This is a genomic window from Ignavibacteriota bacterium (assembly GCA_016218045.1).
Taxonomy (GTDB): domain Bacteria; phylum Bacteroidota; class Ignavibacteria; order SZUA-365; family SZUA-365; genus JACRFB01.
Map to the genome: position 1 here is coordinate 71180 of JACRFB010000010.1, position 21895 is coordinate 93074.

Below are 21895 nucleotides of genomic sequence, written 5' to 3' on the forward strand. Positions count from 1 at the left end.
ATCAGGCGTGTTTCCGCGCGCGATACCAGGCCACGGTGGCCGCGATCGCGTCACGCAGCGGTGTGGCGCGCATCCCGAAGGCCGTCTCGAAGCGCGTGCTGTCGACCACGAAGGGTTTCTCGAATTCGTACATCATCTCCACCATTTCGCGAGCGCCCGACGAGAAGAGTCCGAAGAAACGCATCATTCCCCTTCCCGCGCGTTGCATGCGCGGCGCTTGCCCCGCTTCTTCACACAGAAGGGTCATGAATTCGCGCGAGCTGAGGGCGGGCGCGTTCGGCACGTGCCAGACCCGGCCGAAAGCGTCCTCATGTTCCCCAAGGCGCACGAGCGCCTCGCCGAAATCATCGATAAAGGTGTAGGTGTGCGGCAGATCTATGTCACCCAGAAGTGATGCGGCTTTGCCACGCAGCACCGGCGCGATGGCGCGCTCGCCCATCGCGGAGAGAAGGACGCCTGGACCAAAAAAATCGGAGCCGCGACCGATGGTCACCGGCAGCAGACCTTCGGCATGCGCCTCCATCGCCGCTTCCGCCATCATGGCGCGGGTCCGGCCCTTTCGTGTCGCGGCGTTGTACGGCATGTCCTCGACGAGCGGCCGTCCGTCGGGATCTCCGTACGCGTACACGTTGTCGGCGATCACCAACCGCGCACCGGCACGGGCGGCGGCGTCGAGTATCACTCCCTGCAGGGGAGGAAATTCTTCGGGCCAGCGGTGGTAGGGTGGATTCGCGCATTGATAGACAGTAGTGGCGCCGCTGCACAGCGCGTCCATCCGGTTCATGTCGAACACATCCGCCGCGAGTAATTCCGCACCGGCGGGCGCATCGGCCTGGCCGCCGCGATTCACGAGGCGCACGCGGTGGTTCCGCCGCTGCAGGGCGCGCGCTACACTGAGACCCAGAGGTCCCGTTCCGAAAATCACATGGAGTTCATCGGTGGAATTCATTCGCTGGTATTTTCCTGGCGGTCACATGTGATGGATTCGATGAGACAAACTGTTTGACGGAGCCCGTATCCCCGACGCGACGTGAGCCGAACACCGGCCGCGGCACCTACGAATCAGACGTATCTCTTACGCTGCCGCGCACGAGTGATGCAAGCATTCCGACCACTGACAGAATGGCAAAAATACCGAACGCGATGCGCGCATCCCCGAGAAACCGCGGATACTGGTCGGGCGTGATGCGCACTTTGCCGAGAGAGGTGGCGAAAACGAGAATGACGATGCCCATGCTCAACATCTGTCCGCTGAGGCGCATAGTCGCGAGCACGGACGACGCGACGCCGTAGCTGCTCCGCGGGACGGAGCTCATCACCGCGTTGGTGTTGGGCGATGAAAAGAGACCGAAGCCGATGCCGATAAAAGCCAGCAGCGCGACGATGAACCAGAGCGGCGTATGTGCGTCGATAAAGACGAGCGCGCCGAGTCCCGCGGCGAGCATCGCCATGCCCGACGAAGCGAGCACGCGCGGTTCGATGCGATCCGACATCCGCCCGGCCAATGGTGAAACGACCGTCATCATCAGCGGTTGGCCGATGAGGGCGAGCCCGGTGCTGCGGGGATCGAGTCCGAAGCTGTATTGCAGGGCAAGACTCATGAGGAAGGTGACGGCGAAAGTTGCGCTGTAATTGATGAGCGCCGCGGCGTTCGAAAGTGCGAACACCCTGTTGTTGCGGAACAGTCCGACATCGAGCAGCGGGCGTGTGCTGCGTGCCTGCAACGAAACAAAAACGGCGAGGGCGGCGAATCCCGCGGCGAGGCAGCCGATGCCCGCCGCCGCGGGCAGGAACGAGAAGCCCAGCATCAGCGCGGTGAGGGCCGAGCTGTACAGCACGGATGCGGCGAGACCGAAGGGTTCGCCCGCCGACTGCGGCTTCTCGGCGCGCAGGACGCGGGGAGCGACGACAAGTGTGATTACACCGAGCGCGGCGACGGCAAGAAAAAGACTTCTCCATCCGAAAGTATGCGTCAGGAGTCCTCCCGCAAACGGTCCGACTGTAAGTCCGAGGTACACGGCCGCGACATTGATTCCGAGCAGGCGCCCGCGGTCCCGCGGCGGCGAGGCCGACACGAGCAGGGCGACACTGGTGGCGAACACCATGGCGCCGCCCGCGCCCTGCACCGCGCGCAGTGTTATGAGCACCGCGCCGGTCGGGGCAACAGCGATGAGCAACGAGGTGAGTGTGTGCACCACAAGGCCCCACAGGAAGACGCCGCGGCGGCCGCGGATGTCGGCCAGCCGCCCGAACGGCAGCAGCAGTGCCGCGGCCGCGAGCAGATAGGCCGTCGCGACCCAGCCGAGCGACACGGCGTCGAGGACGAATTCGTCGCCGATCATCGGCATCGCGATGTTCGCGGCGGAACTCATGAACGGGGTGGTAAACGCCGCCGACGAGGTGACGAGCAACACCCCGCGCGTGCCGCGTGGTATGGGAGTCACCTCACTCGTCGGCGTGTCCATCGTCGTCCCTATGTACGGTCTCGAGAGCAAACGCGGGAAGACAGACCGCAATGTACTCGGCTCCGCCGTCTTCGGGCGTGCTGTACCGCACCCACTCACCTGCCGAGGTCAGGATCGCCTGGCCCGCGCGCACTTCCAAACTCCCGTCCGCGTGCTCCACACGCAGCATGCCTGCAAGGACGATGGTGTACTCGTCGAACTCGGGTCTTTGTCCGGGCTCCACCCAGCCGCCCGGACTCGTCATCCGCGCGATGCTCAACGCCGCGGTTCCCGTATTCACGCGGCCGAAGTACTCCTCGATCCGTTTCGGAAGATTCCCCGCCGACTCAATGATGGTGGGTCCAGATACAAATGTTGGCATGGCCGTCTCGGAATGTGGCTACATGGAAAGTGAAAGGTGGAACGTAACACCGTGGGCAGGTACCAATGTAGCAAAGTAGCAAAGTAGAAAGTATGACACTGCCCCAACAGACTGCAGTCTTTCAACCTTGCTACCTTGCTACCTTGCTACTTTGTTACGTGGAACGTGTCACGTGGACACGTGTTACGTGTTACGCTCCCGCGTCCTGCTCCGCGGGGGGCGCGCCTTCACGTTTACTCTGCCAAACGGCCCAGCCGATGGCCAGCGCGCAGATCACGGCGGCGAGACCGCCGATGGTGCGTAATGCCCACATGTTTTCGGGTGTCCCGCTTGCGGGAGAAATGGTGTTGAACTGAAGGACAAGACCGAGTGTCAACAGACTCACCATGTTCATCACTTTGATCAACGGATTGATCGCCGGACCCGCCGTGTCTTTTAGCGGATCACCGACTGTGTCGCCTGTCACGGCGGCTTTGTGCGCCTCAGAGCCCTTGCCTCCGTACACACCGTCCTCGATCATTTTTTTTGCGTTGTCCCATGCGCCGCCCGCGTTCGACATGAACACCGCGAGCAACTGTCCGACGAGAATCATACCCGCAAGGAAACCGCCGAGCGCGTACGGACCGAGAAGAAAACCGACGAACAATGGTGACGCGATCGCGAGGAATCCCGGACCGATCAGTTCCTTCTGCGCCGTGTTTGTGCAGATGTCGACTACGCGGCCGTAGTCCGGTTTTTTGGTTCCGGCCCAGATTTCGTTGTCCTGGAACTGTGCGCGGCATTCGCGCACGATCCACGATGCCGCGCGTCCGACGGCGCGTATCAGCATGCTGCTGAAAAGGAACGGCACAGCTCCGCCGAGCAGGAAGCCGATGAACACCATCGGGTCCGCCACCGTCAGCTTGCCCGCAATAGCGAGGTATTGCGCCACGGTCATGAGCCGGATGTTGTCTTCGCTTCCCACGGCAATCACGGCGATGAAGCTCGCGAACAGCGAGACTGCGGCGATCACCGCCGATCCGATCGCGATGCCCTTTGTCTCGGCCTTGGTGGTGTTGCCCACGGCGTCGAGGTCCGCCAGAATCTGCCGCGCGCGCTTGTAGCTGCCCGGCTCCTTTTCCTCCATGGCTTCCGGTTCGTAGCCCATCTCGCCGATGCCGTTGGCGTTGTCGGCGACAGGGCCGAACACGTCCATCGAGATGGTGTTGCCCGTGAGCGTCAACATGCCGATGCCCGTCATGGCGATGCCGTACGCGATAAAGAGCGGCGGCGCGCCCGCGTAGAGCAGGGCCGACAGCAGTATCGATATCGCGATGACAACGATCGTTGCCACGGTGCTTTCGTACCCGACGGCGAATCCCTGTATGATGTTGGTCGCATGCCCCGTCGTGCAGGCCTTGGCCATACTCTTCACGGGATCATGCCCGGTGTGTGTGAAATAGCTCGTGACCTTGTTGAGACAGATCGCGAGGAACACGCCCACGAGGCAGGTCAGCGCCGGCCGCATGTCGAGTCCGGGCACGCCGAAGTTGGCCCAGGCGGGAAGGCCCGAGGGAAGTCCGCCGGGGAATCCCGCAGCGGCCATCGGATTGGCGAGGAAATATGCGGCATCGAAGCGCAGATAGAACGCGCCGAGGATGAAGAATCCCACCACGCTCAATATGCTGCCGATCCAGAAGCCGCGGTGCACGCTGCGCAGCGCGGTGTCGGAGGTGTCCTTCGATCCGGCGCGCACGGTATAGGTGCTGATGATGGATCCGAGCACGCCGATGCCGCGGACGAGCAGCGGGAATATCACACCCTTGTGTCCGAAACTCGCCATGCCGAGAATCATCGCCGCGACGATTGTCACCTCGTAGCTCTCGAAGATGTCGGCGGCCATGCCCGCACAGTCTCCCACGTTGTCGCCCACATTGTCGGCGATGGTCGCCGCGTTGCGCGGATCGTCCTCGGGGATATCCTGTTCGATCTTGCCCACAAGATCGGCGCCCACGTCGGCCGCCTTCGTGTAGATGCCGCCGCCGACGCGCATGAAGAGAGCCAGCAGCGTTCCGCCGAAGCCAAAGCCGAGCAGCGCTTCGTAGGCCTGTTCGCCGAAGGTGAGAAAGATCACGGTGCCGCCCAGCAGGCCGAGTCCGTCGGTGAGCATGCCGGTGACGGTGCCGGTCCGGTACCCGAGCTGCATGGCCTCGCCATAGCTGCGTGTTGCCGCACTGGCAACGCGGAGGTTGCCGGTGGTCGCCAGGCGCATGCCGACAAAGCCGACGGTCCAACTGAACAGCGCGCCGACAAGAAACGCGATGGCGCGTCCCCAGCGGTACGCTTCCTCGGCGCCCGTGTACGTGACGAAGAGCAGAATGGTAATGATGCCGATCAATGGTCCGATGCGCCGGAACTGCGCTCGGAGGTAGGCGTCGCTGCCTTCGCGCACGGCGTCGGCTACGTCGCGCATCTTGCGTGTGCCCTGATCGGCGCGTTTGACCTGTCCGACAAGCAGCCAAGCGTACAGCAGGCCCACGATCGCTATTCCCAACACCGCGAGCAGGCTGATGACTTCCATCTCGTCGTACTTCGGATCGCCGAAAAGAGCAAACGGCATAAAACTCCCGGTGCCGTGCTGCACCGCCGGAGCCGCGGTTTGCCCGCTCCCCGGCTGCCAGAGAAACGCGCCCGCAAAAACGAGCATCATGATAAAAAGATACACGCGCCGCGTCTTTCGCGACGACATCAAGGTGCGGAGTGATTTCATATGTGCTTTCGTTAAAAGTTCTTCGATGATTGTATCCGTCCTATCCCTAACCACCTAATCGTCCGATCGTCTAATCGTCCGATCGTCTAATCGTCTGATCGTCTAATCGTCCGATCGTCTCACGAGATAAGACTCTCCGACGCCGAGCGCCACCAGGACGAGTGTTTGACTTCGAGTTCGCGCCGATCGGGGAAGCGGTAGAAAAGCATGCCGTCGTGTCCACCGAGATAGAATCCCCGACGTATCGTCCGGAAAAATCCCCTGTGCCGTGGCGACCGGGAGACGGTCTTCGTTTTTTTCTCGGATCCGATTTCGAGATCGGTGATACAGTCGATAAGGTGCAGCGGATCCGGGTAGGGCAAATAGCCGGCCAGTGCTCCTGTCTCATCGCGGTCGAGAAGCATGTCCACAAAAAACAGCTTCGGGACGCTGATCGGGTGCTTGGGATTTGTCATGAACTTCAGGAAGCCGGAGGGCGGCAGCGCCGACACCACCAGGGGTGATACCGGACACAGTTCGCCGTACAGATTCGGTCCGTAGCCGTCGTCGTCATCCGCGTACGGCGTGGGATCGAGAGAGAGGACGCGCCCATCGGCGGTGCAGAGCCAGAGCTTGCCGAACAACGACATGTCGACATGTTCGAGCACGCGGTAGATCGAGATGTATTTGCTGCGCTTGGGACTCCCGTCCACGTGCGGAGCGCAGCGCTCCTCGATGTTGTGAAGCGGAAACCACTCGTGTTTCAACGCGGGATCGATTTCCAGAAAGAGCACGTTCCCGCGCGTGTTTTTTTTGGTGCCAACCGCCATGTAGCGCCCGAACGCTTCAGGTTCCAGATGCGAGGCGACAAGGGCCTCGGTGCGGTAGCAGAGGAGGTAGTAGTGGATGTTCATTGGAGGAGGTGCGTAGTGATGTGGAACAACGACTTCTCCATTCATTGAAGAAGTTTATGATAAACTATTCATTTTTTCTTTTTATACCGAACTCCTTGCAGTCCCTCGAAATCAGCGTCACAGGTCCATAGTGTCGCCTCGGCGGCGCGTGCAGTGGCGAGTATAATGCTGTCTGCCATCGGGAGATGTTTCTCCACTCCGAGCCGCGTGGCGGCGAGTGCAAGATCCGCGTCGAGGGGCACGACTGTCCCCTGCTGCATGGCCGCCACGGCCAGCAGAGCATCGTGTTCGTCCCGTTGTTGCAAGACACGCTTGAATACTTCGAAGAGCGAGATGGCCGGGATCACCAGGCGCTCGGGCTCCTCGATGACGGGTGCGGCCCATGCTGCCAACGGTCCGTTCGCGAAGTATTCAAGCCACAGGCTCGAATCCACAACATTCATGGCCTGTCATCCTCACGCGGTACATCCGTCGCAATACCATGCAGAAATCCACGTAATCGCTGCAGCGAATGGAGCGGTATCAGCTCGATGCGTCCTTCATACACCATCACCCGGAACTTTTGTCCCGGTTCCAGGCCGAGTTTTTCACGCGCCTTGCGGGGAATGACCATCTGATACTTCGGCGATAATGTGACTGTGTCCATTGCATGCGCTCCAAGTTTACCACGGAAGATATCGATCGCATATACGTAAAGCAATATGGCGATCGATCGCCATGTCCGTCAACGCACCGCGCCTCATGGGCTGGTCACTCGACCACTCGCGGCGACAGGAGCAGGTGGATTAGGCGTAACAGGCAATAGAGAAAGGCTGCACAGACGGCGATAAACACCATCTCTATGGTGATATACGCGCGCAGGATGTGTGCGGGGATCAGCGCAACGAGGAAGATCAAATAGTCCAGGGACATCCAGCGTTTCAATCGCGAGACCTGGGTGGCGTCACGTTCTTGAAGCTCCACGCCGGCGTATCCCAGTAAAAAAGGCACCAGAATCAATCCGGCCACGAGCGTGAGCGGATAAAAGTACACGGGCACAGCCCGGGACACCGGATTGTCCAGCGCCGGAAACATCTCGGGGAGTAGCTCAACGATATACAGGAACAAGAAAAAACAGAGGGTTCCCGTGATGATCAGGGCCCCCGACCTCTGCTGCAGCGGCGTATTCTCCATAACTCTCACTGCCTCCTTCTTGACGGGAAAACTCCTCGTGGTGAGTAATTCTGTTTTCCCGCCGCACTCAGATTGTCTCGTACCTTCCGCGCTTTGTGTTCTTCTTCCGTGTTGCGTTTTCCGCCTTCCTCGCCGTTAAAACCGCAGTGTCGCCGCGAACAGCACCCGCAGATTCGCGACGTCTTTGCTCGCGGTCACCACACCCTTCTCGTCGCGCTGCAGCACACCCGCCGCATCGCGAGTGGCGTAGGCGGCAACGGTGTATTCTGTCTCGAGCGCAAAACTCATCTTGCCGGAGGTGTACACGATGCGCGGAGACAGGCGCCACATCGATGCGATGTCGGCGCCGCGCGTCGTGACGTCGGTGCCGCCGGATTTGTTCGAAAATGTGAGCACGCGATCGGCGGCTCCGAGATTCTGCGTGTACCCGCCCCACAGCGCAAGCTGCAACGATTCGAGGTACCATATACACTCCGACCATGCCGACACCGTCGTGAGCGGCGTATAGACCACGCTGTTCCGCGCGCTGTCGGTGACAGATGCGACGCCGTAGCCGCCGAGCATGGTGAGGTCGAACGTGTTCTCGCCGTACAGTCCCTGGACCTTGAACGCGACGTCCTTGTTCCGCCAGAGAAAATACGCCGTCGCGCTCATCGCGCCGACAGTCTCGTCTGCGGCAAATTTATTCGCCCCTTTCTCGGTGAACAGAAGGGGACGTATCGTGGTGTACCCGCCGCCGATACCCGCGAGCAGCGCGCGTTTGCTGGCCGCGTCGGCCTCCTCGAATTGCGCAAGCGCGTGCAGCGCGGGCAGGGCCGCATTCCGCTGCGCGGTCGAGCCGCCCGGACTGGTGAAGTCGCGCTGCGCCGAGGCCGCGAAGGTAAACAACATCGGAGCATGTGTGTGCGTGTAGCGGAGCTGCGGATTGCGCGAGAACGGCTGGAACGGCGCACCGGTGTTGAAGGATATGACATCCGAGAAACATTTGGGGATGAAGAGCGGATGCCAGTACTGCCCGACGAGCAATTCTTCGTTCTCCCAGCTCAGCTTCGCGTACGCGTGGCGCAACCGGAAGCCGTTCGCATCCACAAACGCTGCGTTTTCATTGCCGAAAAAGTCGGCCTCGATCACGCCGCTCGTCTTTGCGCCGAAGGCGTCGGGCGCGGTGATTGCACCCGTGAGCCGCGTCTGTATCGACAGGAAATTGAAACTCGGCGCGCCGTTGATGTCCTCGCCGCGTGCATCCATGTTCTCGGCCGCGGGCAGCAGCAGGAAATGTCCCTCCCTGCTGCTGACCGTCTGCCGCGTGTCCATGAAAAAGTCGGTCTTGACAAAACCGGAAAATCCGATCCCGAATGTCCGGGATGACTCCTGCGCATGTACCCACTGCGGGGTGAGGACGAGCCACAGAAACAGAACGAGAGTGTATCGTTTCATCGTAGGTGCTTTTTTTCGGACGCGCTTCAAAGATCGTCACGTGTTACTGAATGATATGTGCCGTATCAACCATCCTCTCGACACATCTTTACGCCTTTACACCTTCGCGCCTTTACGTCTTACGCTTTCCGTTCCCCGATCGGCAGCACTGTCCTTCCGCGGGCTTCGTTGATGACTTCCGCCATGGCGAGATAGATGGCCGATGAACCGCAGACGATGCCTTCCCAGCCGGCGATGGTTCCGATCATCGTGTTGCCCGTCCAGTCGCGAATGGCAAGCAGCCAGAAGAGGATCGTGAGGGAGAGGAAAACGAACTGCACGGCGCGGTTTTTCCCGAACGTGCCGACCCACATGAAACAGGTGAACACGCCCCACATGAAGAGATACCAGCCCATGAAGGCGACGTCGGTCGGTTCCGTCCAGCCGAGTTTCGGGAGCACCCACAGTGCGACGAGCGTGAGCCAGAAGAGTCCGTACGACGTGAAGGCCGTGGTGCCGAAGGTGTTGCCTTTGCGGAATTCCATCACCCCGGCGATGATCTGCGCGATGCCGCCGTAGAAGTGGCCCATGGCCAGAATCATCGCGCTGATCGGAAAGAATCCGGCGTTGTGAATGTTGAGGAGAACGGTGGTCATGCCGAAGCCCATGAGGCCCAGCGGTGCGGGATTTGCGAGTTTGTCGTTCATGGTGCTGTGGGGGTGTTTGGAAGTTTTGATCGGGATGAAAAGCGCCTGCCGGATCCGCGGATCCGGCAGGCGCCATGGTCATGCACTGCGCGGGTTCATTCCCCGTACATCGCGATGATTTCCTGCTTCGTCTTGTGCAGGATGCCGTACTTCTCGCCCACCTTCGTGAACGCGGCGAGCGCCTTCTCGAGGTGATGCTGCTCGTGCGCGGCCGAGAGCTGCGTGCGGATGCGCGCCTGGCCCTTGGGCACGACGGGGAAGAAGAAACCGACCGCGTAAATGCCCTCGTCGTAGAGGTCGCGCGCGAAGTCCTGCGAAAGCTTCGCGTTGAAGAGCATCACGGGTACGATCGGCGTCTCGCCCGCCTTGATGATGAGGCCGGCCTTTGTCAGACCCTCGCGCCACCATGCGGTGTTCGCCTCGAGCTTGTCGCGGCGCTCGGTGGTCTTCGAAATGATGTCGAGCACGGCGTTGGCGCCGCTCACCACCACCGGAGCCACGGTGTTCGAAAACAGATAGGGACGCGCCTTCTGACGGCACATCTCCACGATCTCGCGACGGCCGGATACGCAACCGCCGGAGGCGCCGCCGAGCGCCTTGCCCAGCGTTGTGGTGATGATGTCGATGCGTCCGAGCACGCCGCAATGTTCCTGCGTGCCGCGTCCGGTCTTGCCGATAAAGCCGGTGGCGTGTGAATCGTCGAGGAAGACCATCGCATTGTACTTCTCGGCCAGCTCCACGATTTTGTCGAGCTTCGCGAGATCACCGTCCATCGAGAACGATCCGTCGGTGATGATGAGGCGGATGCGCTTGTCCTGATGAAGCTGCAGTTTGGACTCGAGGTGGTCCATGTCGCTGTGTTTGTAGGTGTCCTGCTGCGCCTTGGCCAGCCGCATGCCGTCGACGATCGACGCGTGCACGAGGCGGTCGGCGATCATGACGTCCTGCTCGGTCAGTACGGCCTCAAACACGCCCGCGTTGGCGTCCATACACGAGGGGAAAAGAATCGTGTCTTCCGTGCCGAGGAAGGTCGTGAGCTTGTCCTCGAGTTCCTTGTGAATGTCCTGCGTGCCGCAGATGAAACGGACCGACGACATGCCGTAGCCGCGCACGTCGAGGCCCTCGTGCGCCGCCTTCACCACGTCGGGATGTGACGACAGCCCGAGGTAGTTGTTGGCGCACATGTTGATCACATGTTTGCGTTCGGCGCCGATCGGAAATTCGGCTTCGATGTCGGCATCCTGCGGGGCCGCGATGACGCGTTCCTGCTTGAAGATGCCCTGTGCCTGCATGTCGGCAAGCTGTTTCTGGTAGGCCTCGCGAATATCGGAGCTAAACATGGCGCCTCCCTTACTCGATGCCGAATTCTTTCAGCAGGGCGGCGATGTTATTGACGCTGTCGAAGGCCTCGGGCGACGCCTTGGCATCGGGAATCGAAATGCTGTACGTGGTCTCGAGAAACACTTTCAGGGATACCATCGAGAACGAGTCCACGATGCCACTGGAAATGAGCGGTGTGTCGAAGGTGATTTCGCGGTCGTCATCGGCCTCGAGGTATTCGTTCTTGACGTAGGTGAGGACGACGTCCTTAATTTGCGACATGGAAACTCCTGGAATGAGGTGTATGGTGTCTGTGTGTGGAATCAGTCGTTTTCGAGCGTCGAGATGTCGCCGATTTCCTCGCCCCACTCCTTCGCGCGGAGCACGCGGCGCATGATTTTACCGGAGCGCGTGCGCGGCAGTGTCGGCACGAATTCGATCTCCTGCGGCATCGCGAGCGGCGAGAGTTTCTTGCGGATGAAATTCATGATGTCGAGTTCGAGCAGCTTGCCCGGCTCGTGGCCCGGCTTCAGGGCGATGAAGGCCTTCACGACTTCCATGTTCACGGGATCGGGCTTGCCGACCGCGGCGGATTCGGCCACGGCGGGATGCTCGAGCAGGGCCGATTCGATTTCGAAGGGTCCGACCAGATGTCCCGCGGTGTTGATCACGTCGTCGTCGCGGCCCACGAACCAGTAGTACCCCTCCTCGTCGATGCTGGCGCGGTCGCCGCAGAGGTACCAGCCGTTGCGGAACTTGCTCTTGTACGTCTCGACGTTGTTCCAGTACGTGCGGAACATCGACGGCCAGCCCGGTTTGATGGCGATGAGGCCCACGATACCCGGATCGGCAATCGGCTCGAAGGTGGTGAGATCCACCACGCATGCCTCGATGCCCGGGAAGGGTTTGCCCATGGACCCCGGCTTGATCGGCATGCCGGGATAATTCGTGATCATCATGCTGCCTGTTTCGGTCTGCCAGAACGTGTCGTGGAACATCTTGCCGAAGGCCTCCTGCGACCACAACACGGCCTCGGCGTTGAGCGGCTCGCCGACGCTGCAGAGATGGCGCAGCGACGAGAGGTCGAACTTCTTCACGACATCGATGCCTTCCTTCATCAGACTGCGGATCGCCGTCGGCGCGGAGTACCATACGGTGATCTTCATCTTCTCGATGAACGAATACCAGTTCTCGGCCTTGAAACCCGTGTCGGTGACACACTGCGTCACGCCGTTTGCCCAGGGACCGATGATGCCGTACGAGGTGCCGGTCACCCAACCCGGATCGGCGGTGCACCAGTAAATGTCGTCCTCATGAAGATCGAGCACGTACTTGGCGGTGATGTATTGCGACACGAGAGAGTAGTGCACATGCTGGGCGCCCTTGGGTTTGCCCGTGGTGCCCGACGTGTAGTGCAGCACCGACGGCGTCTCGGCCGTGCTCGGGAAAATGTCGAAGCTGTCCACCCGCGGAGCGTTGTCCATGTCGAACGCCACTTCGCGCTCGCGCAGCGGCTTCACACCGTCGTCGTCGACCACGATGATGTGGCGCAGCGACGGAAGCTGCGCGACGAGATTACGCACCTTCGCGACGTGTTTCTTCTGCGTGAAAATCGCGGAGGTCTGCGCGTCCTCGAGACGCGTGAGCAGCGACTCGCTGCCGAACGCCGAGAACAGGGGCTGCGCGATGGCGCCCAGTTTCAGAATGCCCAGGAAACCGAAATACAGCTCGGGCACCTTGTCCATGAACAGACACACGCGCTCGCCCGGCTCGATGCCCTTCTCCTTGAGGAATGCGGCGATCGTGTTCGTGAGCTGTCGCAAGTCGTTGTACGTGTAGCGCTTCTGGTGCCCGTCATGACCCTCCCACACGAGGGCGAGCTTCTCGCCCTTGCCCATGCGGCAGATCCGGTCGGTGCAGTATTCGCCGATATTGATGACGGCGCCCGGTGTATAACCGAGTTCTTTCTCCGAAATTTCCCATGAGAAATTCTTGCGGGCTTCTTCGTAGTTGCCGATGTGACTCATCGAAATGTGTCCTCCTGGTCGAATGCGAGGGGTGTCTGAGAGGCGTGGATTTGTCGGAAGGAAAATCGAGGGGATATCGGCACTGTCGAGACTCGGCCAATATTTCACAAATGTAACATCGCGGAGCCAACGAAGCTACTGTCACTTTTTCCTCCCCCGCCACATCCACAAAAACACCGGCCCGCCGCGCTAGTAACCGGCCAAATCTTACCTCCTATCTCCCAGATCCTACATCCTCGCTCCTAGCTCCAAAAAAAAAGGCCCCGCTTCCGCAGGGCCTTCGAAACATTATTGGAGCAACCGGTTCAGAGCGTAATCGGGTAAATGATGCCGATCATCAGCGTTAAGAAGCCCGGGTTGTCTTCGAGTTCTTCGGTCAGAAGAGTGTTGTACGACAAGGTCGCGTCGAGTGTCAGCGACTTCGAAATCGGGTAGAAAAATCCGCCGAGTAAACCCGCGCCAAAGGCGGTCTCGGTGCCGGACTGGGTAGTGATATCAACTTCATTTTTCTTGGTTTCAATTGTGCGTGAAACGAAATGCAGGCCGGCCTGTGCGCCGATGTAGAATCGGAAATTTCCCTTCGAAAGTTGATAACGAAGGCTGCCGAGCAACGGCACCGTTGACCAGGAGCCAGTCCTGTCTGTTCGGGAATCGGAGCTATAGCCGAACCGTGTGTATCCGATATGCCCGTTGACCCAGATGTTCTCTTCAACCAGGTTGTACAGAAACTGTGCCGATCCCCCGTATCCCAATCCGTATGACTTGCCGAACTCGCCGCCGGGAATACCGATCCCGACTTGTCCGCCAACATAGGTCTGCTGGGCGTGCATCGCGGGCAGGAACAGGACGAGTCCCGCAAAGAGGAAAATGGCCGTCAGTTTTTTCATGCGTGCCTCCGGGATTGGGATGAAATCGGATGTGCGATTGAGGGGGATGGGGGCCGGGCGCCGGAACGGTGCCGCGGCAGTCCTGCAAAAGTAATGATCGCGAGGCGTAGTGTCAAACGCGAGAGTGAGGATAGCACTGGCATCGTGCCCACCCGTGCCTCCTGTATCCTGTATCCTTACTCCTCACACGAGCGTGAGGATACAGGAGACCGGAGTCAGGAGACGGGCACCGTGCCGATGCCATTTCAATCCCACGCGAATCCGACATGGATGCCGAAGACGGGCTCGAGCACCGTCCGCCCTTTGGGACTGTCGGCTGCGGTGAGAGGATAGAATTCGAGCGAGATGGAGGGTTCAAAAAAGAAATTCTCCCAGACCCATTTGTACGACGCATCGGCCCCTACAAGCAGGGCGAGTCGGCGTATGTCGTACTCGCGGTCTTCGTCGTACAGCCAATATACAAAGTACGCGTGTGGTCCGATCGCAAAACCCGACAGTGCGCGAGCGCCGTCGTCGGGATACAGGTACCAGCGAAGGCCGCCGCCAAGGCCTGGCGCTGTCCAGTTTTTATTGAGCGCGTAATAGCGGAGTCCCGCGTGTGCGCTTGTACCGGGTCCGGTGCGCGACTCGTAGCGCAGCTCTATCGTGCCCGCCACGATACCGTAGGGATTGAGACTGACGCCCTTCCCGCGGGCATTCTCCTGCGCCCGGGCACTGAGACATAACAGCGGTATCACGGCAAACAGACAGAGGGCGCGGTGCATCGACATAACTTTCGGGGAGAGGAAAGGCGCTGGTTGTCGTGGAAGCTAGGGAGCGGTGTGTTCATGTGCAAAGGCGTGGAGGCGCAGCCAAAAAAAAACGTCCCGCGAACGGGACGTTGAAATGCATGAGACGTGGTGTTCAAAGAGTGAAATCGAGACCCACGAGAAAACCGAGATCGTTCACGTACTCCTCGCCCGCAATACGGAATTCGAGGCTGCCGTTCACCGCGATGGAGCGATTGAAGAAGTACCGCACACCGCCGGCTGCGTTGAGAAATATACCGCTTTTCCCAGAGAGGGAATACGTGTACCCGGGGATGTTGGAATCAAACGACGAATTGTAGATGCCGTATCCGAGCCGTGCGCCGGCGTATGGATCGAGCTGGTTGCCCGGCATGAAGTGATAATAGCCGACCACCTGCGGAATGATCACAGACCAGGACGATTCGCCGCCTGGGACGGTCTCTGACTTCCCCCAGTAGCGGATAAGTCCGCCGATGCCGATGTTCGGACTGACACCAACTTCGAATTCCGCGCCGAAGCCGATCGGTGTGTTCAGATCGAGCACGGGTCCGAGGAACATCTTGCCCTGATTGTACTGTGCCTGGGAAGTTTGCGGGGCGAACAGCGCCACGGCCAGAAAAAGAGCACTGATTCCGATAAAGAATTTCATCGATTCCTCCTGGGAAATGTTGTGTGGTAGACTCCCGCACAATGTAAATCACACGACCCTGTGACGCAAGATGTCGGCAATAAAAAGACTCGGGAGTCCGATATGTCCCCGCGCCTCATCGGGTGCGCCATACAGCACGACGCCGTCCGGATCCAGAGACCCGGACGGCGTGTGATCCCTGTTCATGGGACTGTCAGTCTTTCAACAGCTCGCGCGCAATCACGATGTGCTGCACTTCGGATGTGCCTTCGTAAATCTCGGTGATCTTCGCGTCGCGCAGATAGCGCTCCACGAGATATTCGCGCACATAGCCGTAGCCGCCGTGTATCTGTATCGCCTCGAGTGCGTTTTCGACCGCCACCTTTGATGCGTACAGCTTCGCCATGGCGGCTTCCTTCACGTACTTCTGTCCTGCATCCTTCAGCGCGGCTGCGCGGTAGGTGAGAAGCCGTGCGCCCTCGAGCTTCATCGCCATGTCGGCGAGCTTGAACTGTATGGCCTGGAAGTCGCTGATCGGATGGCCGAAGGCCTTCCGCTGCTTGCTGTACGCGATCGACGCGTCAAGACTCGCGGCCGCGATGCCGAGCGCCTGCGCGGCAATGCCGATGCGTCCGCCGTTCAGCGTGTCCATCGCGAAGTTGAATCCCTTCCCCACCTCCCACACGATGTTCTCGGCGGCGACGGGTGTCTTCTCGAAATGCAGGCTCGCTGTGTCGGAACTGCGTATGCCCAGCTTGTCTTCCTTCACGCCGTGTGTGAAACCGGGCGCACCCTTCTCGACGAGAAAGGTCGTGATGCCGCGGTAGCCCTTCTCACGGTCGGTCTGCGCGACGACGAGGTAGTAGTCGGCATGGATGCCGTTGGTGATCCAGTTCTTGGTGCCCGTCAATTCCCAGTGCTCCCCGGCAAGCACGCCTTCCGTGCGCTGCGAGGTGGCGTCGGAACCGGCCTCGGGTTCACTGAGGCAGAACGCGCCGAGTTTCTCGCCGGTCGCGAGAGGCACGAGGTACTTCTGCTTGAGTTCCTCGGATGCGTACTTCTGTATGCCGTACGTGACGAGGGAGTTGTTGACCGACATGATGACGCCCACGGAGGCGTCGACCTTGGATATCTCCTCCATGGCGAGCACGTAGCTGAGCGTGTCGAGTCCGGCGCCGCCGTACTCGGGCTTTACCATCATGCCGAGGAAACCGAGTTCCCCGAGCTTCTTGACGATGTCGGTCGGGAACACGCCGTCCTTGTCTCGCTGCACCGCGCTCGGCGCGATTTCCTCCCGCGCGAACTCGCGCGCGGTCTGCTGAATCATTTTCTGGTCTTCGGTGAAATCAAAGTGCATTGTCGTGTGCTCCGTGCTTATGTCGCGTACGAGTAAAAGCCCTTTCCGGACTTGCGGCCGAGATGCCCGGCGGCCACCATTTTCTTAAGGAGCGGGCAGGGTCGGTATTTCGGATCTCCCAGTCCTTTGTACAGGACGTTCATGATGTCGAGGCACACGTCGAGGCCGATAAAATCCGCCAGCGTGAGCGGACCCATGGGGTGCGCCATGCCCAGCTTCATCACGGTGTCGATCGATTCTGCCGTGGCCACGCCTTCCATGAGGCAGTACACAGCCTCGTTGATCATCGGCATGAGCACACGGTTCGACACGAAGCCGGGGTAGTCGTTCACTTCCACGGGGGTCTTCGACAGTTTCTCCGACAGGTCGCGTATCGCGGCGTAGGTCTCGTCGGACGTGGAGATGCCGCGTATGATCTCGACGAGTTTCATCACGGGCACGGGATTAAAGAAGTGCATGCCGATCACCTTGTCGGGACGGCCGGTGACGGCCGCGATTTCGGTGAGGGAGATCGACGACGTGTTGGAGGCGAGGATGCACTCGGGACGCGTGTGTGCGTCGAAGGTGCGGAAAAGCTGCTTCTTGATCTCGGAATTTTCCGACGCCGCCTCGATCACGAGATCGACGTCGGCGATGTATTCCTCGAGATCCACCGTCGGCAGAATGCGTCCGAGTATCTCGGCCTTCTGCATTTCGGTGATGGCTTCCTTTTTGACCTGGCGGTCGAGGTTCGCGTTGATGGTGATGAGGGCGCGATCGAGGAATTCGGTCTTTGTGTCGATCAGCACAACCTTGTAGCCGTGCTGCGCGCACACGTGCGCGATGCCGTTGCCCATCGTTCCCGCGCCGATGACTGCGATTTTCTGCATGGAGTGCTCCGCGGTATATGTTGGATATGTCAGACGCGTTCGACGATGAGTGCGCTCGCCTCGCCGCCGCCGATGCACAGCGTGGCGAGTCCGCGGCGCTTGTTCTCGCGGCGCAGCGCGTAGAGCAGGGTGACGAGCACGCGTGTGCCCGACGCGCCGATGGGATGACCCATTGCGACGGCGCCGCCGTAAATGTTGACCTTCGAGGGATCGAGTCCGGCCACCTGGTTCACGGCCAGCGACACGACCGAGAAGGCCTCGTTGATCTCGAAGAGGTCGATGTCGTCTTTGTTCAGTCCGGCCTTGGCGAGCACCTTCGCGATCGCGTCGGCGGGCGCGGTGGTGAACCACTCGGGCGCCTTGGCGGCCGAAGCCTGCGCGACGATGGTCGCGAGCGGTGTCAGACCGAGCGACGCCGCCTTCGAGGCCGACATCAGGACCACCGCCGCGGCGCCGTCGTTGAGCGACGAGGCGTTGGCCGCGGTCACGGTGCCGTCTTTCTGGAACGCGGGCTTCAACGATCCGACCTTATCGAAGTTCACTTTTCGGATATCTTCATCCTCTTTGAAGAAAACGGGGTCGCCCTTCCTCTGCGGGATGGGAACGGGCACCATTTCCTCGTCGAAAATGCCCGCGTCGGCCGACGCGATGGCGCGCCGGTAGCTCTCGATGGCGTAGGCGTCCTGCGCGTCGCGCGGGATCGCGCACTCACGCGCGCAGAGCTCGGCGGCGCTGCCCATGTGATAGTCGTTGTAGACGTCCCACAGCCCGTCCTTGATCATCGAGTCGAGCAACTGCCCGTGGCCGAAGTTGTAGCCGCTGCGCGCGCGGTCCAGCATGTACGGCGCGTTGGTCATGCTCTCCTGCCCGCCCGCAACAACGACGTCGGCGTCGCCGGCCATGATGGCCTGGGCTCCGAGCATGACGGACTTCAATCCCGAGCCGCAGACCTTGTTGATGGTCATACACGGCACCGAGTTCGGCAGGCCCGCAAACAGCGCCGCCTGGCGCGCGGGCGCCTGTCCCACACCGGCAGTGAGCACGTTACCCATGATCACTTCGCTGACGTCGCCCGGCGTGATACCCGCGCGCGTGATGGCTTCCTTGATGGCGATGGCGCCGAGCTGCGGCGCGGTGAAAGACTTGAGCGATCCGTTGAATGCACCGATCGGGGTGCGGGCCGCGCTGACGATGACGACATCATTCATGGGTCTGTAACTCTGCGTGTGGTGAAGTGAATGGAATATCCGCTGAAGGGGGGTGAAAATGGGAATCGGGATGTAAGATATAGGATTTGGGAATGGCGTCCACATGCGGCCCCGCCTGAAGCCGGGCCCCTCTCCCTCCGCGCGTGTCCCGTCTCCCGGGCCGCTAACTGTTCATGTACTTCAGGAATTCCTTGTTGCTCTTCGTGCCGCGGATCTTTTCGATCAGGAACTCCATCGCCTCGACGGTGGTGTACTCGCTGAGAACCTTGCGGAGCACCCAGACACGGCTGAGTTCTTCCGGTGTCAGCAGCAGATCCTCCTTGCGCGTACCCGAGCGGTTCACGTCCATCGCGGGGAAGACGCGGCGGTCCGACAGCTTGCGGTCGAGCACGATTTCCATGTTGCCCGTGCCCTTGAATTCCTCGAAGATCACCTCGTCCATGCGGCTGCCCGTCTCGATCAATGCCGTTGCGATGATCGTGAGCGATCCGCCTTCCTCGATGTTGCGCGCAGCGCCGAAAAATCGTTTCGGCCTGTGCAGCGCGTTCGCGTCGACACCGCCCGACAGGATCTTGCCGGAATGCGGCACCACGGTGTTGTGCGCGCGCGCCAGTCGTGTGATCGAATCGAGCAGGATCACGACGTCCTTCTTGCATTCGGTGAGACGCTTGGCCTTCTCGAGCACCATGTCCGACACCTGCACATGCCGTTCGGGCGGCTCGTCGAAGGTGGAGCTTATCACCTCGGCCTTCACCGAACGCTCCATGTCGGTCACTTCCTCGGGGCGCTCGTCGATCAGCAGCACGATGAGTATCACGTCGGGATGATTCGCGCTGATGCTGTTTGCGATCTTCTGCAGCAGTATCGTCTTGCCGCTCTTGGGAGGCGACACGATGAGACCGCGGTTTCCCTTCCCGATCGGCGTGAGCAGATCCATGATGCGCATCGACAGCTCGTTGGGAAGCACCTCGAGCTTGAAGCGGTCGTTCGGATACAGGGGTGTGAGATTGTCGAACAGCGGACGGTCGCGGATGTTCTCCGGATCCTCGTAGTTGACGGACTCGACCTTGAGCAGGGCGAAGAATCGCTCGCCCTCCTTGGGCGGCCGCACCTGCCCGCTGATGGTGTCGCCCGTGCGCAAACCGAATTTTTTAATCTGACTCGGCGACACGTAGATGTCGTCGGGCGAGGGCAGGTAATTGTAGTCGGCTGAGCGCAGGAATCCGTAGCCGTCGGGCAGCACTTCCAGCACGCCCTTGCTGAATGCCAAGCCGTCTTTCTGTGTCTGTGCTTCGAGGATCTTGAAAATCAGCTCCTGCTTCTTGAGGTCGCTGTGGCCGCTGATGTTCAGGTCTTTCGCAATCTGCGAAAGCTCGGCGATGCGTTTGGACTTCAGTTCAGCGATGTCCATGCTCATGGTGATCCCCGTGGATGTTGGGTAGAGGACGTATTGTCGGATGAAAGTGTCGGGAGAAGGAATCGTACGGCGCGTGGTGGGGGCGCCGAATACCCGCGGCAACGGGGGGCCGGAGCCGCAGGTGGTCCGTCAGGAACGACGGACACTGAAGGCGAATGGCTTTTGCTGCTTCGTCCCGACTGTCAGAAATCGGGGCGCGAAACGATGGGAGAAATAGAAACGGTACGGCTTGGAAAAGCGAAGGATGAGTGCGAGAGAGAGAAAGCCTGTTGGAAGGACGTCTAGTGCAAAAATAGGGCTTTCCCGCGATATGTCAAGATCGTTCTCCGTCGCTCCCCGATTTTTTTCCGGAGGCGAGAATCGCGCCCACAAGATAATGTGATCCGAAAACAAGAATGGATTCGTCGGATCGGGCGCTGTGCACGTGATCCACGACCGCAGTAACGGCGTCCGTTGCGACGCGCGGAGCCGGCTCGAGTCCCTGCGCTGCTGCCGCGATTTCGGACGCGGGCCGGCCGTCGGGATGAGGAATGTCGACAATGGTGACCGATGCCCAGCGGTGCGTTGCAAGCAACGCCAAAACTTCGGCGCTGTTTTTTGTGCGAAGCAGGCCGAACACGAGATGTGTGCGCGCGGTCTCGCGCACGGCGCGCCATGCGCAGAGAAGTGCTGCAACACCGTCGGGATTGTGCGCCACGTCGACGACACACTCGGGCGTGGCGGCGATGCGGTCGAGGCGCCCCGCGATGCCGGTGCGGCGTTTTACGTCGCCTATGCCCTGAATGATCACGGGTGTGCCGACACGCCAACCTGCCGCGGCGAGCAGCTCGGCCGCCCGTATCGCGAGTCGCGCGTTGGCCGCCTGATGGTCGCCGACGAGCGGCGAGACGAATCGCTCGATCGAGCGCAACACCGCGGCGTCGAATTCCATGTGGTCGATGTCGATGATCTGTTCAATGCCCGCGGCCGTGGGCACAACGTGCAGCGCCGCGCCGCGTTCGCGCGCGACCTCCACCACGACGTCCATCGCATCGGGCTGGAGATCGGCCGACACCACCGGCACGCCATTCTTGATGATGCCCGCCTTCTCGGCGGCTATGGCGGCAAGGGTCGTGCCGAGGTACTCCGTGTGATCGAAGGCGATGCCTGTGATGACACTGAGCGCCGGCTCCACGATGTTGGTGGAATCGAGGCGGCCGCCGAGACCTGTCTCGATCACGGCAGCTCCCGCGCGCCGCTCTGCGAAATAGCGGAAGGCCATCGCGGTTGTCGCCTCGAAGAACGTGGCCTTGAGTTCGTCGATGCGCGGAGCCATCTCGATCGTCATGCGCAGCACGTCGGCCTCCGGGATGGGCACGCCATCCACTCGGATCCGTTCGCGGAAATCCACAAGATGCGGCGAGGTGTACAGTCCGGTGCGGTAGCGGGCGGACGAGAGAATGGATGCGATGTAGGCCGATGTCGAACCTTTGCCGTTTGTTCCCGCGACGTGTATCACGGGATAGGCGCGGTGCGGATTGCTATAATCGGACAAAAGGGTCCGGATATTGTCGAGTCCGAGTTTGATGCCGAATGTCTGCAGGCCGTAGAGGTAGGCGACTGCCTCGGCGTAGGATGTCATGCGGGAAAG

At 60.6% G+C, this 21895-nt stretch carries 22 protein-coding genes; all 22 read right to left on the reverse strand.

Annotated features, from left to right (window positions below; genetic code table 11):
- Position 1: 1 nt before the first annotated feature.
- The 22 genes from HY962_02685 to HY962_02790 all read right to left on the reverse strand — a co-directional run bounded on the left by HY962_02685 (position 2) and on the right by HY962_02790 (position 21886).
- Positions 2 to 949, reverse strand: a complete 948-nt coding sequence (locus HY962_02685) for an NAD-dependent epimerase/dehydratase family protein (GenBank protein MBI5645813.1) — start codon at positions 947 to 949, stop codon at positions 2 to 4.
- A 106-nt stretch (positions 950 to 1055) separates the two neighbouring features.
- A complete protein-coding gene (locus HY962_02690) occupies positions 1056 to 2465 on the reverse strand; it encodes an MFS transporter (protein MBI5645814.1) in 1410 nt (469 codons plus the stop codon).
- The gene (locus HY962_02695; GenBank protein ID MBI5645815.1) at positions 2446 to 2826 is read right to left on the reverse strand and encodes a cupin; all 381 of its coding nucleotides are present in this window, start codon (positions 2824 to 2826) and stop codon (positions 2446 to 2448) included. Before HY962_02695 ends, HY962_02690 begins: the two co-directional genes overlap by 20 nt.
- Positions 2827 to 3016: 190 nt before the next feature.
- Positions 3017 to 5575, reverse strand: a complete 2559-nt coding sequence (locus tag HY962_02700; GenBank protein MBI5645816.1) for a sodium-translocating pyrophosphatase — start codon at positions 5573 to 5575, stop codon at positions 3017 to 3019.
- Between the two features lie 119 nt (positions 5576 to 5694).
- The gene (locus HY962_02705) at positions 5695 to 6468 is read right to left on the reverse strand and encodes a hypothetical protein (GenBank protein MBI5645817.1); all 774 of its coding nucleotides are present in this window, start codon (positions 6466 to 6468) and stop codon (positions 5695 to 5697) included.
- A 68-nt stretch (positions 6469 to 6536) separates the two neighbouring features.
- Positions 6537 to 6911 (reverse strand): type II toxin-antitoxin system VapC family toxin, encoded by a 375-nt coding sequence (locus HY962_02710; protein ID MBI5645818.1) that lies wholly within the window; start codon positions 6909 to 6911, stop codon positions 6537 to 6539.
- Positions 6908 to 7114: an AbrB/MazE/SpoVT family DNA-binding domain-containing protein gene (locus HY962_02715; protein MBI5645819.1), complete on the reverse strand. Its 207-nt coding sequence runs from the start codon at positions 7112 to 7114 to the stop codon at positions 6908 to 6910. The genes HY962_02710 and HY962_02715 overlap by 4 nt, the downstream gene beginning before the upstream one ends.
- 104 nt (positions 7115 to 7218) lie before the next feature.
- Entirely contained in the window at positions 7219 to 7641 is a 423-nt protein-coding gene (locus HY962_02720; GenBank protein ID MBI5645820.1) for a hypothetical protein, read from the reverse strand.
- 135 nt (positions 7642 to 7776) lie between these two features.
- The gene (locus HY962_02725) at positions 7777 to 9078 is read right to left on the reverse strand and encodes a hypothetical protein (GenBank protein ID MBI5645821.1); all 1302 of its coding nucleotides are present in this window, start codon (positions 9076 to 9078) and stop codon (positions 7777 to 7779) included.
- A gap of 119 nt (positions 9079 to 9197) precedes the next feature.
- Complete coding sequence (locus HY962_02730; GenBank protein ID MBI5645822.1) at positions 9198 to 9764, reverse strand: acetate uptake transporter; 567 nt, start codon at positions 9762 to 9764, stop codon at positions 9198 to 9200.
- A 95-nt stretch (positions 9765 to 9859) separates the two neighbouring features.
- Positions 9860 to 11104 (reverse strand): glycine C-acetyltransferase, encoded by a 1245-nt coding sequence (kbl, locus tag HY962_02735; protein ID MBI5645823.1) that lies wholly within the window; start codon positions 11102 to 11104, stop codon positions 9860 to 9862.
- Positions 11105 to 11114: 10 nt separating this feature from the next.
- A complete protein-coding gene (locus HY962_02740) occupies positions 11115 to 11366 on the reverse strand; it encodes an acyl carrier protein (GenBank protein MBI5645824.1) in 252 nt (83 codons plus the stop codon).
- A 41-nt stretch (positions 11367 to 11407) separates the two neighbouring features.
- Positions 11408 to 13111 carry an acetate--CoA ligase gene (gene acsA / locus HY962_02745; protein MBI5645825.1) on the reverse strand — a complete coding sequence of 568 codons (1704 nt, stop codon included), beginning with the start codon at positions 13109 to 13111 and terminating at the stop codon, positions 11408 to 11410.
- Positions 13112 to 13416: 305 nt separating this feature from the next.
- Positions 13417 to 13998, reverse strand: coding sequence for a hypothetical protein (locus tag HY962_02750; GenBank protein ID MBI5645826.1), 582 nt, complete (start codon positions 13996 to 13998; stop codon positions 13417 to 13419).
- 245 nt (positions 13999 to 14243) lie between these two features.
- Positions 14244 to 14768 (reverse strand): hypothetical protein, encoded by a 525-nt coding sequence (locus HY962_02755; protein ID MBI5645827.1) that lies wholly within the window; start codon positions 14766 to 14768, stop codon positions 14244 to 14246.
- A 133-nt stretch (positions 14769 to 14901) separates the two neighbouring features.
- A complete protein-coding gene (locus tag HY962_02760; GenBank protein MBI5645828.1) occupies positions 14902 to 15435 on the reverse strand; it encodes a hypothetical protein in 534 nt (177 codons plus the stop codon).
- 48 nt (positions 15436 to 15483) lie between these two features.
- Positions 15484 to 15621 (reverse strand): hypothetical protein, encoded by a 138-nt coding sequence (locus tag HY962_02765; GenBank protein ID MBI5645829.1) that lies wholly within the window; start codon positions 15619 to 15621, stop codon positions 15484 to 15486.
- Between the two features lie 7 nt (positions 15622 to 15628).
- Positions 15629 to 16771: an acyl-CoA dehydrogenase family protein gene (locus HY962_02770; GenBank protein ID MBI5645830.1), complete on the reverse strand. Its 1143-nt coding sequence runs from the start codon at positions 16769 to 16771 to the stop codon at positions 15629 to 15631.
- 17 nt (positions 16772 to 16788) lie between these two features.
- Positions 16789 to 17640 carry a 3-hydroxybutyryl-CoA dehydrogenase gene (locus tag HY962_02775; protein ID MBI5645831.1) on the reverse strand — a complete coding sequence of 284 codons (852 nt, stop codon included), beginning with the start codon at positions 17638 to 17640 and terminating at the stop codon, positions 16789 to 16791.
- A gap of 29 nt (positions 17641 to 17669) precedes the next feature.
- A complete protein-coding gene (locus HY962_02780; protein ID MBI5645832.1) occupies positions 17670 to 18848 on the reverse strand; it encodes an acetyl-CoA C-acetyltransferase in 1179 nt (392 codons plus the stop codon).
- A 163-nt stretch (positions 18849 to 19011) separates the two neighbouring features.
- Positions 19012 to 20259, reverse strand: a complete 1248-nt coding sequence (rho, locus tag HY962_02785; GenBank protein MBI5645833.1) for a transcription termination factor Rho — start codon at positions 20257 to 20259, stop codon at positions 19012 to 19014.
- A 319-nt stretch (positions 20260 to 20578) separates the two neighbouring features.
- Positions 20579 to 21886: a bifunctional folylpolyglutamate synthase/dihydrofolate synthase gene (locus tag HY962_02790; protein MBI5645834.1), complete on the reverse strand. Its 1308-nt coding sequence runs from the start codon at positions 21884 to 21886 to the stop codon at positions 20579 to 20581.
- Between the last annotated feature and the right edge of the window lie 9 nt (positions 21887 to 21895).